This is a genomic window from Intrasporangium sp. (assembly GCF_040414665.1).
Lineage (GTDB): Bacteria > Actinomycetota > Actinomycetes > Actinomycetales > Dermatophilaceae > Intrasporangium.
In genome coordinates this window covers 55911-69507 of the sequence record NZ_JBEDUL010000174.1, presented here as the reverse complement: position 1 = coordinate 69507, position 13597 = coordinate 55911, and the positions used below count along the sequence as shown (strand labels likewise).

Annotated in this window: 13 protein-coding genes; 9 read left to right on the top strand and 4 right to left on the bottom strand. The window is 70.1% G+C overall.

What is annotated here, in order from left to right; genetic code table 11:
* Nucleotide 1 precedes the first annotated feature (1 nt).
* The 7 genes from ABF401_RS19695 (at nucleotide 2) to ABF401_RS19665 (ending at nucleotide 8202) form a co-directional block, all read left to right on the top strand.
* Entirely contained in the window at nucleotides 2-2101 is a 2100-nt protein-coding gene (locus ABF401_RS19695; protein WP_353511288.1) for a TCAD7 domain-containing protein, read from the top strand.
* Nucleotides 2102-2137: 36 nt separating this feature from the next.
* A complete protein-coding gene (locus ABF401_RS19690; RefSeq protein WP_353511287.1) occupies nucleotides 2138-3694 on the top strand; it encodes a DUF7379 domain-containing protein in 1557 nt (518 codons plus the stop codon).
* A gap of 139 nt (nucleotides 3695-3833) precedes the next feature.
* Nucleotides 3834-4748, top strand: coding sequence for an NAD-dependent epimerase/dehydratase family protein (locus ABF401_RS19685; RefSeq protein ID WP_353511286.1), 915 nt, complete (start codon nucleotides 3834-3836; stop codon nucleotides 4746-4748).
* Nucleotides 4745-5680 carry an RNA polymerase sigma-70 factor gene (locus tag ABF401_RS19680; protein ID WP_353511285.1) on the top strand — a complete coding sequence of 312 codons (936 nt, stop codon included), beginning with the start codon at nucleotides 4745-4747 and terminating at the stop codon, nucleotides 5678-5680. Before ABF401_RS19685 ends, ABF401_RS19680 begins: the two co-directional genes overlap by 4 nt.
* A gap of 128 nt (nucleotides 5681-5808) precedes the next feature.
* On the top strand, nucleotides 5809-6270 hold the full coding sequence (locus tag ABF401_RS19675; RefSeq protein ID WP_353511284.1) for an iron chaperone: 462 nt from the start codon (nucleotides 5809-5811) through the stop codon (nucleotides 6268-6270).
* Nucleotides 6271-6328: 58 nt separating this feature from the next.
* A complete protein-coding gene (locus ABF401_RS19670; RefSeq protein ID WP_353511283.1) occupies nucleotides 6329-7288 on the top strand; it encodes a pseudouridine-5'-phosphate glycosidase in 960 nt (319 codons plus the stop codon).
* Nucleotides 7288-8202, top strand: coding sequence for a carbohydrate kinase family protein (locus ABF401_RS19665; RefSeq protein ID WP_353511282.1), 915 nt, complete (start codon nucleotides 7288-7290; stop codon nucleotides 8200-8202). Before ABF401_RS19670 ends, ABF401_RS19665 begins: the two co-directional genes overlap by 1 nt.
* A 7-nt stretch (nucleotides 8203-8209) precedes the next feature.
* Here the strand turns inward: ABF401_RS19665 and rfbD are convergent, their stop codons facing one another.
* Both rfbD and rfbB read right to left on the bottom strand, forming a co-directional pair.
* A complete protein-coding gene (gene rfbD / locus ABF401_RS19660) occupies nucleotides 8210-9070 on the bottom strand; it encodes a dTDP-4-dehydrorhamnose reductase (protein ID WP_353511281.1) in 861 nt (286 codons plus the stop codon).
* Nucleotides 9067-10068: a dTDP-glucose 4,6-dehydratase gene (rfbB, locus tag ABF401_RS19655; RefSeq protein ID WP_353511280.1), complete on the bottom strand. Its 1002-nt coding sequence runs from the start codon at nucleotides 10066-10068 to the stop codon at nucleotides 9067-9069. The genes rfbD and rfbB overlap by 4 nt, the downstream gene beginning before the upstream one ends.
* 78 nt (nucleotides 10069-10146) lie before the next feature.
* Between rfbB and rfbA the strand changes: the two genes are divergently transcribed.
* Nucleotides 10147-11016: a glucose-1-phosphate thymidylyltransferase RfbA gene (rfbA, locus tag ABF401_RS19650; RefSeq protein ID WP_353511279.1), complete on the top strand. Its 870-nt coding sequence runs from the start codon at nucleotides 10147-10149 to the stop codon at nucleotides 11014-11016.
* 7 nt (nucleotides 11017-11023) lie between these two features.
* On the top strand, nucleotides 11024-11623 hold the full coding sequence (locus ABF401_RS19645; RefSeq protein ID WP_353511278.1) for a dTDP-4-dehydrorhamnose 3,5-epimerase family protein: 600 nt from the start codon (nucleotides 11024-11026) through the stop codon (nucleotides 11621-11623).
* 26 nt (nucleotides 11624-11649) lie between these two features.
* On the opposite strand, the gene ABF401_RS19640 is transcribed toward ABF401_RS19645, so the two are convergent.
* Entirely contained in the window at nucleotides 11650-12324 is a 675-nt protein-coding gene (locus ABF401_RS19640) for an arsenate reductase/protein-tyrosine-phosphatase family protein (protein ID WP_353511277.1), read from the bottom strand.
* A gap of 139 nt (nucleotides 12325-12463) precedes the next feature.
* A complete protein-coding gene (locus ABF401_RS19635; protein WP_353511276.1) occupies nucleotides 12464-13594 on the bottom strand; it encodes a glycosyltransferase in 1131 nt (376 codons plus the stop codon).
* Between the last annotated feature and the right edge of the window lie 3 nt (nucleotides 13595-13597).

Genomic DNA, 13597 nt, shown 5'->3' with positions numbered 1-13597 from the left:
CATGTCTGCGACTGTGCTGCCGTCAACTCTCACCCCGGACGTCGCCCTCCAGCGGCTCTCGTCCCTCTCCGATGATGCGTCCGTGGTGGTCCGTCGCGAGGAGGAGGGAGCGACCTACTGCTACGACTTCAGCGTCGGGACCCTCAGGGCAGCACTGCGCGGCAACCCCGCACCGACGCTGACCCTCGCCCTCAACCTGCACGAGTGGCAGGCGAGCCCGCAGGTGGACCTGCAGTCCACGTCCGCGGAGGAGGCCGAGCGCGTGGCGGCTCGGGGCATCACCGTCGTCCGAGACGGAGACGACATCATCGGCGTCCTCGTCCCACGGCGCAGCACCACGCGCGGTGGCGTCGAGGGCACCCGCGGTGGCGTGGAGGGCACCCGCGGCGGCAGCGGTCCCACGCGCAACGGAGGCGGTACCCGAGGCCTCGACCAACCTGCTGCCCCCGCCCCTCCCGAGCCACGCCCAGAGCCCACGACGGGGCTGGAAGCCAGCCCGGCGGCATACGGCGACTCCCTCTTCCAGGCCTTCCCGCGCGTCGGCGCGCCGGATGCCGTCCAGGCTGGCGAGCAGTTCGACGTGGCGGTCGGCTTCAGCCTGACCGGAGCGCCCGGTGCGACCGTCTTCACCGTCGTGGTGCCGCGCGAGCAGGAGATGCTGCCGTTCGTCGTGTCGGTGATGGGCCACGGGCTGGACTTCCCGCAGGGGGTCCGGCGCGAGTTGGCCGTGTCCCGGTCCGCGCCGGAGGCAGCCACGGTGACGTTCGCGGTCGTCGCGGATCCGGTCGATAGCGACCAGGTGCGCGTCGTCGAGGTGTCGTACGAGTTCGGCGGCAATGTCGTCGGGCGCGCCTGGCGCGAGGTCCACGTGGGCGCGACTGCGCCACCGGCTGCGCCCGCGCCGCCCCTCCAGGGCGGGACGAGCCTGGCCCCGACGCCGAACGTGCCCGCGCCGCACATCACCGTCGAAGTCCGCAACCGGCAGGGCGACGCTCAGCTGGAGTGGCTGCTGCACACGCGGCACAGCGACGTAGCCCTGCCGACGACGCGGATCACGACCGACCTGGGCAACGAGTCCGCGCGGGAGTTCGCGGTCCAGCTGATGAACCAGCTTCCAGCGCAGGTCGGTTCGCCGTTCCTGCGCAAGACGGTGACCGGAATCGGTCGAGCGGTCACCGGGGCGATGCCAGCGGAGTTCTGGACCCTGTTCGCCGAGGTGTGGGACCGTGCGAAGGCCGCCGGCGAGGTGCCGTCCATCCTCATCGTCACCAACGAGCCGTACGTCCCATGGGAGCTGGCGTGGGTGGGAGACGACATCCTCGACCCGGCCGACCTGCCTCCCGCAGCGCCGGGGGAAAGCGTTGGTATGCCGCTGGGTTGCCTGTGCCGCGTAGGTCGCTGGGTGCCGCCCATCACCCGTACGCCCCGCGGCGGCGATCGCCCGGCAACGCCGCCGCCGACCACCGCCTCGGCGAAGCGTCTGGCCGTCGTCATCGGCGACTACGCCTCGGACACGAACGTGCGTCCCCTCCCCGAGGCCATCGACGAGGGCAAGGCGATCGCGCTCGCCTACGGTGGCCTCCCGCTCAAGGCGACAGAGGATGACTTCGGGCGGTTGCTGAGCAACGAGCTCGAGCGCAACGGCGCGCCCTTCGGGCCGACGGCCGTGCATGTCGCCGCACACGGGGAGGTGAGCCCGACGATGCAGCAGTACACCGGGATCATCCTCAGCGCTTCGGACCACCGGCTCGATCCCTTCGTCGTCCAAGGCTCCTCGTTGACCCGGGAGACCAAGCCCTTCGTCTTCCTCAATGCCTGCCAGGTCGGGACGGCGGGCTCGGTGCTGAGCGACTACGGCGGGCTCGCCGGAGCCTTCGTGTCCGAGGGGTGCAGCGGCTATGTCGCGCCTCTGTGGAACGTCAACGACCTCGTGGCGCGCCAGTTCGCCGAGGAGTTCTACCAGGCGGTGTTGCAGAAGGGGACCTCGGTGTCCGAGTCGTTGCGGCAGCTCCGGTCCCGCTACGCCAGCGCCTGGGACCAGCAGACGGCGACGCCGCTGGCCTACGTCTTCTACGGGCATCCGGAGCTGACGTTCGATTAGTCGTGACCGCGCTCGCTGCTCAGATCGGAGGCATGCATGGCACAGCTGGACGGAAGCGCGCGACGAGTCGACCTGGGGCGGGGGATCGTCATCACCGCGCCTGGGCTGCGGGGACGTGCCGTCCTCCAGGAGGGTCCGCTCGGCGGTCGTTCGGGTGAGCCGGAGCGAACGACACGCGGGTGGGACGACGCGCTGGCCCGGGCCGGGATGCGACAGGCCGTGGCCGTCGAGATCGACGCAACGGCCGCACCCCGGGCTGGTGGAGGAGCAGGACGCGCGGGTGAGATCCGGACAGCCGAGGGCGAGCCCGGACTGGTGCTCGACGTCCCCGACCTCGGCCCGACGAGGGGCCAGGTCCTGCTGCTGGTGGACGAGGCGGGAGTGCCGAGCTGGCACTACCCGGAGTCGAGGAGCCGGGCGGGTTCACCGGGAGCGCAGGGCGGCTCGCCCGGGGACGTCTCGCGCGGAGGTGGTGCGACCATCCGCTTCGTCGTGCCCAGTGCGGTCGGAGTTCCCCACGTCACCGAGGGTGAGGACCCGCCGGTCGGGGACCGGTCCCTGATCACCCTGATCGGCAAGAAGATCCTCTCCGTCCTCGTCTACGCGATCGTCGACGAGCTCGTCGGCGCCGCGGCGCAGCTCATCGCGAGCAGGTGGGAGGGGTCGCACCGGCCCACGCAGCTGCGCGACTTCGGCCCGGCGGCCTACGGCTCGGCTGCGGCCAGCGACGGCTTCGACGCCTCGCGGCTGACGGCCGGGCGATCGCTGCTCTTCCTCCACGGCGCGTTCAGCACCGGTCACGGGTCGTTCGGCGCCCTGCCACCGGCGACGATGGAGACCCTCGCCGCGCGTTACGAGGGTCGGATGTTCGCGCTCGACCACCCGACCCTGTCGGTCGATCCGGTCGGCAATGCCCGAGACCTCCTGGGCCTCCTGCGTCTGCTCGGGCCTGACTCGGCCGTCGACGTCGACCTCGTCTGCCACAGCCGGGGCGGGCTGGTGGCGCGGGCCCTGGCCGGCGCTGCCGATCGATCGGAGGGGCGACTGACCATCGGACGGACCATCTTCGTCGCCAGTCCGAACGCCGGGACCCCGCTCGCGGACGGCAAACACCTGGGCACCTTCGTCGACCGGGTCACGGCCCTGCTCAACCTCGTTCCTCCGGGGCCCTGGTCGGCCGTGCTCGACGTGCTCGACGCCGTCCTCGAGGTGGTCAAGATCATCGGTCAGGGTGCGATGGGCGGACTTCCCGGACTGGCGGCGATGCGGCCCGGAGGCGAGTTCCTTGCCGGGATCGCCTCCGCGGCGCCGGACGAGAGGCGGCTCTATGCCATGGATGCCGACTTCGAGCCCACCGGTTCGCTCGCCGCGCTGTGGCGCCTCCCTGATTCAGCACTCGACAAGATCTTCGGCGACCGGGCCAACGACGGGGTGGTCCCCTCCGAAGGCGTCGGCTTCGTTGCTGGAGCCCGCGGCTTCCGGGTTCACGAGGAGCGCTCTCTCCACCTCACGTCCGAGACCGGCACGTGGCACTGCTCGTTCTTCACGCAGCCCCGGGTCTCCGAGTCCCTGACGGCCTGGCTCCCCGGCTGACCCAGCGGAACACAGAGCGACGGTATGCCGTTGAGCCGGCTCAGCGGCATACGGCCCCAGGCGTGTGGCCGTGTCACGGACAGGCCGGCTGCCTCGTCTCGGGTGGTAGGAGCCACTATTGACGAGGAGAGTGACAGTGATGCGTGTATTCGTGGCCGGAGGCAGTGGAGTCATGGGACGGCGGCTCATCCCGCAGCTCGTGACCAAGGGGCACCAGGTGACCGCCACGACGACGAGCCCAGCCAAGCTGGGGTTGCTCGAGCGGCTCGGCGCGGACGGGGTCGTCATGGACGGCCTCGATGCGTCAGCGGTCGGCGAGGCGGTCGCGGCAGCGCACCCGGACGTGGTCGTCAACCAGATGACCGGGCTGTCGGAGGAGCACGCCGGCAAGGTCAACCTGAGGGACGCGAGTCGCTTCTTCGCGGTGACCAATCGGCTGCGCAGCGAGGGCAACGACCACCTGCTCGCCGCCGCGGAGGCAACCGGCGTGGCGCACTTCGTCGCACAGAGCCACGCGAGCATGAACGGCAAGCGCGAGGGCGGCTGGGTCAAGACCGAGGAGGACCCGCTCGAGGTGATCGAGGGCACGAAGGCGCTGGAGCACCTCGAGGACGCCGTGGTCGGGGTTGGTGGGGTCGTGCTGCGATACGGCGGGTTCTATGGGCCGGGTGCGTGGGACGACCAGCTCCGGCTCGTGCGGAAGCGACTCGTGCCCTTGGTCGGGGGCGGCACGGGGTACACGTCCTGGGTCCACATCGACGACGCGGCCGACGCAACCGTCCTGGCGATCGAGCAACGGGCCTCGGGCATCTACAACATCGTCGACGACGAGCCCGCGCCGGCGAGCGAGTGGCTGCCGTACCTCGCGGAGTGTGCCGGGGCGAAACCGCCTCGTCGGCTGCCGGCCTGGCTCGTCCGGCTGCTGGCCGGGGAGATGGCCGTCGGCATCCTGACGCAGGGGCGTGGGTTCTCCAACGCCAAGGCCAAGCGCGAGCTGGGCTGGCAGCTGCGCTACCCGTCGTGGCGGCTGGGGTACAAGAAGGAGCTCGGGTGATCAGGGTCGAAGGCAGGGCCGAGGAGTTCGAACAGCTGCGGCCGCTGCTCTTCGCGATCGCCTACCGGATTCTCGGCAGCGTGGTCGAAGCAGAGGATGCGGTGCAGGAGACCTGGCTGCGTTTCGAGGCGACGGAGACGGAACCGGTCTCGACGAAGGCGTTTCTCTCGGCCGTGGTCACGCGGATCTCCATCGACGTCCTGCGCTCAGCGCGGGTCCGTCGGGAGAAGTACGTCGGACCGTGGTTCCCGGAGCCGCTGGTTGCCGACCCCTACGAGGACCCGGCCCGCTCGGCGGAGCTCGCTGACTCCGTGTCGATGGCCGCGTTGCTGCTCCTCGAACGACTCAGCCCGCTCGAACGGGCCGTGTTCGTCCTGCGGGACGTGTTCCGGTTCGACTATGACGAGATCGCCTCTGCCGTAGGCAGATCCGAGGACGCCTGTCGTCAGCTGGCGTCCCGGGCCAGACGGCACATGGAGGCGGGGCGACCGCGGTTCGATGCCGACCGGCGCGAGCGCGAGCAGTTGGCTGAGCGGTTCTTCGCCGCCCTCCGCGATGGCGAGGTCGATGAGCTGCAGGAACTGCTGGCCGCCGATGTCCAGATCATCGGGGACGGCGGGGGCAAGGCGCCGGCCTTCACCAAGGGCGTCAGGGGCTTCGATCGCGTCGTTCGGGTCCTCGAGGGCCTCATCCCCGCCATCGGCGCGGTCGAGCTGGGTGTCCAGCCGCATGAGGTGAACGGCCAACCGGGTGCGATCGTGCGGGACGGATCGGGGCGCGTCCTCGGCACGTTGGCCCTCGACATCCTCGATGGCCGGATCCAGACGATCCGCGGGGTCGTGAATCCGGACAAGCTGCGTCATCTCGGCCCGGTGGGCGACGCGTGGGCCGTCAACCGGGAGGTGAGTCGGGCTCGTCGGCCTCATGGTTGACCCGCCCAGCAGGCCGTAGGCCGCTGGGCTCGCTCCCGTTCACCGCCGAGTCCGCGCCGGGCGCGCTCCGGGGCACTCGGTCAGTTTCGGAGAAGCGCACCGGCCCTTGGGGGGCCAACAATGGACGCATGGCAACTTCAGGAAAGACGACCAGGCGGGAAGACGCGAGCGCGGACACGTTCACTGCGGAGGAACGCGCCGCGATGAAGGAGCGCGCACAGGAGCTCAAGGCCGTCAAGGGCGGCAAGAAGTCCAAGGTGGACGACACCCAGTCCGTGCTCGACAAGATCGCCGACCTGCCGGAGCCCGACCGTGCCACGGCGCAACGGGTCCACGAGGTGATCATGGCGGCAGTCCCGGAACTCGCGCCACGGCTCTGGTACGGCATGCCGTCCTACGCCAAGGACGGCAAGGTGCTCGTGTTCTTCCAGGACGCGGCGAAGTTCAAGGCCCGCTATGCCACGTTGGGGTTCCAGGAGAACGCGGCGCTCGATGAGGGCGACATGTGGCCCACGTCGTTCGCGATCGTGAAGCTCACCCAGGCGGTGGAGAAGCAGATCGCCGAGCTCGTCAAGCAGGCGGCAAGCTGACACGCGGCGCGGGCGGCGGGCTTAGGGTTCGGGGTGAGGCCTCGACGAAAGGAACGCCATGTCGACCAGTCCACCCACGCCGCCCGTGCCGTCGTCCATCCGCATCGGGGCGCAGGTCGCCGAGGCGCTGTCCGCCGGTGGGCCCGTCGTCGCGCTCGAGTCCACCATCTTCACCCATGGGCTGCCCCGTCCGCGCAACGTCGAGGTGGCCCTCGAGGGGGAGGAGATCATCCGGGGGGCCGGAGCCGTCCCAGCGACGATCGGCGTCCACCATGGGACCCCCGTCGTCGGCCTGACGGCGGACGAGATCCGTGAGCTGGGTGACGACGACGACGCCGACAAGGCCTCGATCCGGGAGCTCGCTCTGGGGGCGGTGACGAAGAAGAACGCCGGGACGACCATTGCGGCGACAGCCTTCCTCGCGCGCGCGGCCGGTATCGACGTCTTCGCGACAGGCGGCCTCGGCGGCGTGCACCACGGGGCGGAGAAGACCTTCGACGAGTCGGCGGACCTCATCGCGATGTCCCGGACCTCGATCGTGCTCATCAGCTCCGGGGCCAAGGCGATCCTCGACATCCCGGCCACGCTCGAGCGGTTCGAGACTCTGAGCGTGCCGGTCATCGGCTATCGGACCAACCGCTATCCGGGCTTCTACGTCGTCGACTCCGGCTACCCGGTCAACGCCCGCGTGGACTCGCCCGCGGACATCGCCACGGTGCTGACCACCCAGCGTGCCCTCGGCGTGCCGAGCGGCGTGCTCGTCGCCAACCCGGTGCCCGAGGCCGAGCAGCTCGACCCGGCCGAGCTCGACGGTGTCATCGAGGCGGCCTGGGCCGCGGCGGAGAAGGACGGTATCGGCGGCCAGGCCTCAACTCCCTATCTGCTCGACTACATCCGCCGCGCCACCGAGGGCCGCAGTCTGGACGCCAACGTTGCCCTCTACCGCAACAACATCCGGCTGGCCTGCGAGGTCGCCGCGGCCCTCGTCGAGGCGACCCCGGCCGACCGGGGCGCCTAGTGCTCGGTGTCATCGGCGACATCGTCCAGGACGTCGTCGTCTGGCAGCTCGAACCCCAGCGCAAGGCGACCGACACGAAGTCCGAGATCGTCATGCGTCGAGGCGGGTCAGCCGCCAACGTGGCCGCGTTTGCCGGGCCGCGGTATCCGACGCGCTTCATCGGCTGCGTCGGTGACGACCTCGGCGGGCACGTCCTGCGGGAGGAGCTCGCCGGGCATGGCGTCGACGTCCGCCTCGAGGTGGACCGGAGGGCGAGCACGGGGATGATCGTGCTGCTCATCGACGAGCAGGGCGAGCGGACGATGTATCCGTCCCGCGGAGCGAACACGCAGCTGGTCGACATCGACCCGGGGTGGCTCGATGACGTGGAGGTCCTCCACGTGACCGCCTACTCGTTCGAGTCCGGGTCCACCTCGGACGCGGTGCTCGACGCCGTGGCGCGCCAGCACGAGCGTGGCGGCCTCGTCTCCTTCGATGTGTCGTCGACGGGCCTGATCCGGCACTACGGCGTCGAGGCCTTCGTCGACCTCGTCCAGCGGTGCCGGCCGGACTTCATCTCCGCCAATGAGGACGAGTGCACGATCCTCGATCTGGTCGACGGGCATCGGCCGGGTGCCGGATTGGACCGGTTCCCCGGTGCAGTGCTCCTGGCCCGGCGAGGCAAGGAGGCGACGAGCGTGATGAAGGCCGGAGCGGTCCTCGCGACGGTGCCTGTGGATCCGGTGGAGGACGTGCGCGACCTCACCGGTGCTGGTGACGCCTTCAACGCCGGCTTCCTCACCAGCTACCTGATGCAGGATGGTGACCTCGTGCGCAGCGTCGAGGCGGCGCACGCCTTGGCGGCCCGGGTGCTGCGCAGTCCGGGGGCCACCGAGGAGCCCGGCCCGGCTCACAGCCCCAACCCGGTTGACTGAAAGCTGTTCACTCGATCGGGCTGTCCGCGAGGTAGTCCATGAGTGCTGCGCGCCAGTCGCGGATCGGGATGACGCCGGCCGCGTCGAGAGTGGCGTGGGACAGGACGCCGTACGCCGGGCGGGCGGCGGGGCGGGGAAACGCAGCGCTCGTCGTCGGTCGCACGCGCTTCGGGTCGAGGCCGCGTGCCTCGAAGACCGCTCGGGCCAGTCCATGCCAGGTCGTCTCGCCCGAGGAGGTCCCGTGGTAGGTGCCGGCGGGCGCGTCAGCGGCAACCATCCGGACGATGAGGTCGGCCAGGTCTCCGGTCCAAGTCGGCTGGCCGTGCTGGTCGTCGACGACGTCGAGGGTCTCGCGCTCTCCGGCGAGTCGCAGCATCGTCGCGACGAAGTTCGGCCCGCCTGCCCCGTAGAGCCACGCGGTCCGCACGACCCAGCTGTCGACACACAACGCACGCACCGCCCACTCGCCTGCGAGCTTGGTGCGTCCGTACGCCGAGCGGGGGCTGGGAGGGTGCTCAGCGGCATACGGCATGGTGGCCTGTCCGTCGAAGACGTAGTCGGTGGACAGGTGCGCGAGGCGGGCCCCCGCACGGGAAGCGCCGCGGGCGACGTTGGCGGCACCGACGGCATTGACCGCGAAGGCCTGCGGCTCGTGGCTCTCGGCGTCGTCGACTCTCGTCCAGGCCGCGCAGTTGACGACGAGGTCGTGCCCTGCCGCGGCCGCACTGCACTCGGCGGGTTCGGTCACATCCAGGTCCTCACGACCCACGGCGGTGACCACATGACCTGCGGCGCGGAGGGCGGGGACGAGGTCGTGCGCGAGCATGCCTCCCGCACCCGTGACGAGGACGCGCAGCCCCTCGCTCACCGGCCGAGCCGCGCGTAGGTCTGCTCGGCGGCGACCTTGGCGTCGCGCCACCACGACTCGTTGGCGCGGTACCAGTCGATCGTCTGCGCCAGCCCGTCCCGGAGGTCCTGGTAGCGCGGGCGCCAGTCGGTCTCCCTGCGCAGCTTGGACGCGTCGATGGCATAGCGCAGGTCGTGGCCCGGCCGGTCGTTGACATGGTCGTATGCATCGCTCGGCTGACCCATGAGCTCGAGCAGCATCCTGACGATGTCGCGGTTGTTGCGCTCGCCGTCCGCGCCGATGAGATAGGTCTCGCCGAGCCGGCCCTGCTCGAGGATCGCGATGACGGCGTCGTTGTGGTCGTCGACGTGGATCCAGTCGCGCACGTTGAGGCCGGAGCCGTAGAGCTTCGGACGGGTGCCCTCGAGGATGTTGGTGATCTGGCGGGGGATGAACTTCTCGACGTGCTGGCGCGGCCCGTAGTTGTTCGAGCAGTTGCTCAGCGTCGCCCTGATCCCGAAGGAACGGATCCAGGCACGCACGAGGAGGTCGGCCCCGGCCTTGGTCGCGGAGTACGGGGAAGAGGGGTTGACGGGCGTCTGCTCGGTGAACCGGTCCGGGTCGTCGAGCTCGAGGTCGCCGTAGACCTCGTCCGTCGAGATGTGGTGCAGACGCTTGTCGTGCCGGCGGACCGCCTCGAGGAGCTGGTAGGTGCCGACCACGTTCGACTCGACGAACGGCCACGGCGAGTCGAGGCTGTTGTCGTTGTGCGACTCGGCGGCGAAGTGGACCACGACGTCGTTGGCGGCGACCAGCTCGTCGACGAGCGCCGCGTCGGCGATGGTGCCCTCGACGAGCGTGACGTCCCCGTTGCTCAACGCCGGCTCGAGGGAGGCCCGGTTGGCCGCGTAGGTCATCGCGTCGATGACGGTGAGCCGCCAGTCCGGGCGGACCTCGCCCGCCCGAAGCACGAAGTTCGACCCGATGAAACCGGCCCCGCCGGTCACGAGTACACGCATGGGGTGAGACTAGACGAGGCCGTATGCCGCTGAGCGCTATCCCAGCCGCACGCACGGTTGGCCCTAGGCTTGGCCACCATGAAGGGGATCATCCTTGCGGGGGGAACGGGCAGCCGGCTGCACCCGATCACCCGCGGCATCAGCAAGCAGCTCATGCCGGTCTACGACAAGCCGATGGTCTACTACCCGCTCTCGACCCTCATGATGGCCGGGATCCGCGACGTCCTCGTCATCACGACGCCGCAGGATCGTGACCAGTTCGAGCGGCTGCTTGGCGACGGCCACCAGTGGGGCATGTCCCTGTCCTACGCGATGCAGGAGCGGCCCGAGGGCCTGGCCCAGGCGTTCATCATCGGAGCCGGGTTCGTCGGCTCGGAGAGTGTTGCCCTCATCCTCGGTGACAACATCTTCTTCGGCCCCGGTCTGGGCACCCGGCTCGCCGACCACACGCACGTCACCGGCGGCCACATCTTCGCCTACCGGGTCGCGGAGCCGACGGCTTACGGCGTCGTCGAGTTCGACGACACCGGGCAGGTGCTGTCGATCGAGGAGAAGCCCGCCCGGCCGAAGTCGAGCTACGCCGTGCCCGGCCTGTACTTCTACGACAACGACGTCCTGGCGATCGCCAAGGGCCTGAGGCCGAGTGCCCGCGGCGAGCTCGAGATCACGGCCGTCAACGAGGAGTACCTCGGCCGCGGCCAGCTCACCGTCAGCGTGCTGCCACGCGGCACTGCATGGTTCGACACGGGGACCTTTGACGGGCTCATCGAGGCCAGCCAGTACGTCCACGTCATCGAGGCGCGACAGGGCCAGAAGATCGGCTGTGTCGAGGAGGTCGCTTGGCGCAACGGCTGGATCGGCGAGGACGTCCTGCGCCGCCACGCCGACGAGCAGGTCAAGAGTGGGTACGGCCGATACCTGCTCGAGCTCCTTGCCGACGGTCGGTGACCGGGCCGTGCACATTCGTCCCCTGAGCATCGCGGGGGCCTTCGAGGTGACGCCGCGTCAGTTCCGGGACCGCCGCGGCACCTTCGCCGAGGGGTTCCGGGTCGACCGGCTCGCCGAGGCGATCGGCCATGAGCTGCGGGTGCGGCAAACCAACATCTCGGTCTCGACCGCGGGCGCGCTCCGCGGCATCCACTACTCCGACGTCCCTCCGTCTCAGGCGAAGTACGTGACGGCGACGAGCGGCGTCTTCATCGACTTCGTCGTCGACGTGCGAGTCGGCTCACCGACGTACGGGCAATGGGACAGCGTCCGGCTCGACCCGGTCGACCGCAGGGCGGTGTACGTCGCCGAGGGGATCGGCCACGCCCTCGCGTGCGTCGAGGACGGCGTGGCCGTCTACCTGTGCTCGCAGGTCTTCAATCCTGTGGGCGAGCGCGGCCTCAACCCGCTGGACCCGGGGATCGGGCTGGCCCTGCCCGAGGGCTTCGTCCCGGTCGTGTCCGACAAGGACGCCGCGGCCCCGACCCTCGAGGCGGCGGCGGACCAGGGCCTGCTTCCCACACTCGAGGCCTGCATGGCCTACACCGCCGGCCTGGCGGGCGACTGATCCGCCAGACGCGCCGCGAGGTCAGCTCACCGGCGTCGGCCCCAGATACGGCGTCGCTCAGGCGCTGGAGCCTCCGGACCCGAGGGGGACGGCTCGGCGGTGACACCAGAAGCTGACTCCAGGAGCGGCGAGCCGGTGAGCACCCGGCCCACCGTGTCGACCGCCGTGGAGATCTCGGAGAAGGCCAGCTGATAGGCGTCGAGGCCCTGACCGTAAGGGTCGGCGATGTCGTCCAACGTCGGATCCGTGATGGGAGCCCGCCGCGAGGCAGCGACGTCGACGAGCCGGCGCAAGGAGGCTGCGCGGTCCTCGCTGGGCGTGAAGTCGTCCGCTCCGTCGACGACGAGCCGTGCGAACTCACGCAGGGTGAAGGTGTGCGACGTCGCGGCTGGTGCGAGGGCCACCGCGGCCGCCCGGTGCCGCCGCGTCATCCCGAGCACGAGGTCTGCGTCGTGGACGAGCTCACCGGTCAGGGTCTGGGCGCAGAACTCGCCGGAGTAGGCACCGGACTGCTCGAGCAGGTGCGCCATGGAGATCTGGATCGGATCACCGACCATCGCCCGGGTGCCCCCGCTCACGACCTCGATCGTGGGCGCTCCGGCTGCCCAGTCGCGGCAGATCAGGCGCTCGGCTGCGGGTGAGCGGCAGATGTTGCCGGTGCACACGGTCAAGACCGTGAACCGGACTTCCCCACCCGTCATCCATCCTCCACACCGCTGGCCACCGCTCATCAATCTACCGGCGTGGCTCTGCAGGTGCGTGGAAGTCCTGAGGATGGGGATGTGACCAGGCCCGGGGGAAGCGCCGTTCCGTCGGGGACCCGGCCCAACGGCATACGGCCTAATGCCGGTGCGCCAGCAGGCTCTCGACCTCGGCCGTCAGGCGCTCGTGGAATCTGGGCTCCGAGAACTGGTCCACATGCTTGGCGATCGCCTCGCCGTCCCAACGACGCTGCGATGCGGCAAGGACCGCGGAGCGAATGGCATCGGGCGTGGGCGCCTCGAAGAAGAGGCCCGTGACGTCCTCGACCACGGTGTCGAGGTACCCGCCGCCGCGCAGGGCGAGCGTCGGCTTCCCGAACGCTCCTGCCTCGAGCGGCGTGAGGCCGAAGTCCTCGATCGAGGGCGCGATCAGCGTCGTCGCATGGGCATAGACCCATCGCAGCGCGGCATCATCGAGCCCATTGAGCAGACGCACGTTGGACGGGAACGCGGCTCGCAGGTCGTCCTCCAACGGCCCGTGACCGACGACCACCAGGCGGTGGCTGGGCAACCCGCGGAAAGCTGCTATCGCCTCGGTCACGTTCTTGTAGGGCAGCAGCCGCGAGACGATCAGGTGGTAGCCGTCCCGCCAGTCGGCAACCTCGCGGACTTCGCGTTGCGGCCCGTCGTCGCAGACGCCGAAGGGCGGGAAGGCGACCGCCGCGTCGATGCCATAGGCAGCCTTGACCCGGTCGCGCACCACCGTGGAGTTGGCGAGGTAGCGGTCGGCGCTCGCTGCGGCGAGCCGGTCCCACCGTCGCAGCCATGGAGTCATGGCCTGGAGTGCTCGGCCCTTGACGGAGGCGGACGGCTCGTGCCCCAAGTACGCAGCGGGCTGGTACAGCCATTTGGCCGGAGCATGGCAGTAGACGAGCTTGCGCCCGGTGGTCGGCACGCCATGGGCCCACCCGCTGCTGGAGGCGATGACGACGTCGGCGTCGATCGGAAGACGGTTGATGGCGCCCGGCAGGAGGGGAAGTGCGAGGCGGTGGTCCTGGCGAAGCGGGCGGATGCGGTTGATGGGAGACGTGATGACCCGGGCGTCGCGGAACTCCGGATACGTCCCCGCAGGGTCGTACAGCGTGGTGTGGACCGTGGCGTCGGGGAACGCGCGCAGCATCGCGAGAATCACCCGCTCGGCTCCGCCTCGCTGCGTCAGGTAGTCGTGCGCGATCGCGACCTTAGGGCGCAGGTTGGTCGATACCACCATGGC

What these genes read in the sequence shown, in the direction of transcription:
- ABF401_RS19640 (WP_353511277.1), bottom strand. Translation starts at nt 12,324, where the DNA reads ATGACGGGTGGGGAAGTCCGGTTCACGGTCTTGACCGTGTGCACCGGC.
- rfbA (WP_353511279.1), top strand. Translation starts at nt 10,147, where the DNA reads ATGAAGGGGATCATCCTTGCGGGGGGAACGGGCAGCCGGCTGCACCCG.
- ABF401_RS19695 (WP_353511288.1), top strand. Translation starts at nt 2, where the DNA reads ATGTCTGCGACTGTGCTGCCGTCAACTCTCACCCCGGACGTCGCCCTC.
- ABF401_RS19675 (WP_353511284.1), top strand. Translation starts at nt 5,809, where the DNA reads ATGGCAACTTCAGGAAAGACGACCAGGCGGGAAGACGCGAGCGCGGAC.
- ABF401_RS19670 (WP_353511283.1), top strand. Translation starts at nt 6,329, where the DNA reads ATGTCGACCAGTCCACCCACGCCGCCCGTGCCGTCGTCCATCCGCATC.
- ABF401_RS19690 (WP_353511287.1), top strand. Translation starts at nt 2,138, where the DNA reads ATGGCACAGCTGGACGGAAGCGCGCGACGAGTCGACCTGGGGCGGGGG.
- rfbB (WP_353511280.1), bottom strand. Translation starts at nt 10,068, where the DNA reads ATGCGTGTACTCGTGACCGGCGGGGCCGGTTTCATCGGGTCGAACTTC.
- ABF401_RS19635 (WP_353511276.1), bottom strand. Translation starts at nt 13,594, where the DNA reads ATGGTGGTATCGACCAACCTGCGCCCTAAGGTCGCGATCGCGCACGAC.
- ABF401_RS19685 (WP_353511286.1), top strand. Translation starts at nt 3,834, where the DNA reads ATGCGTGTATTCGTGGCCGGAGGCAGTGGAGTCATGGGACGGCGGCTC.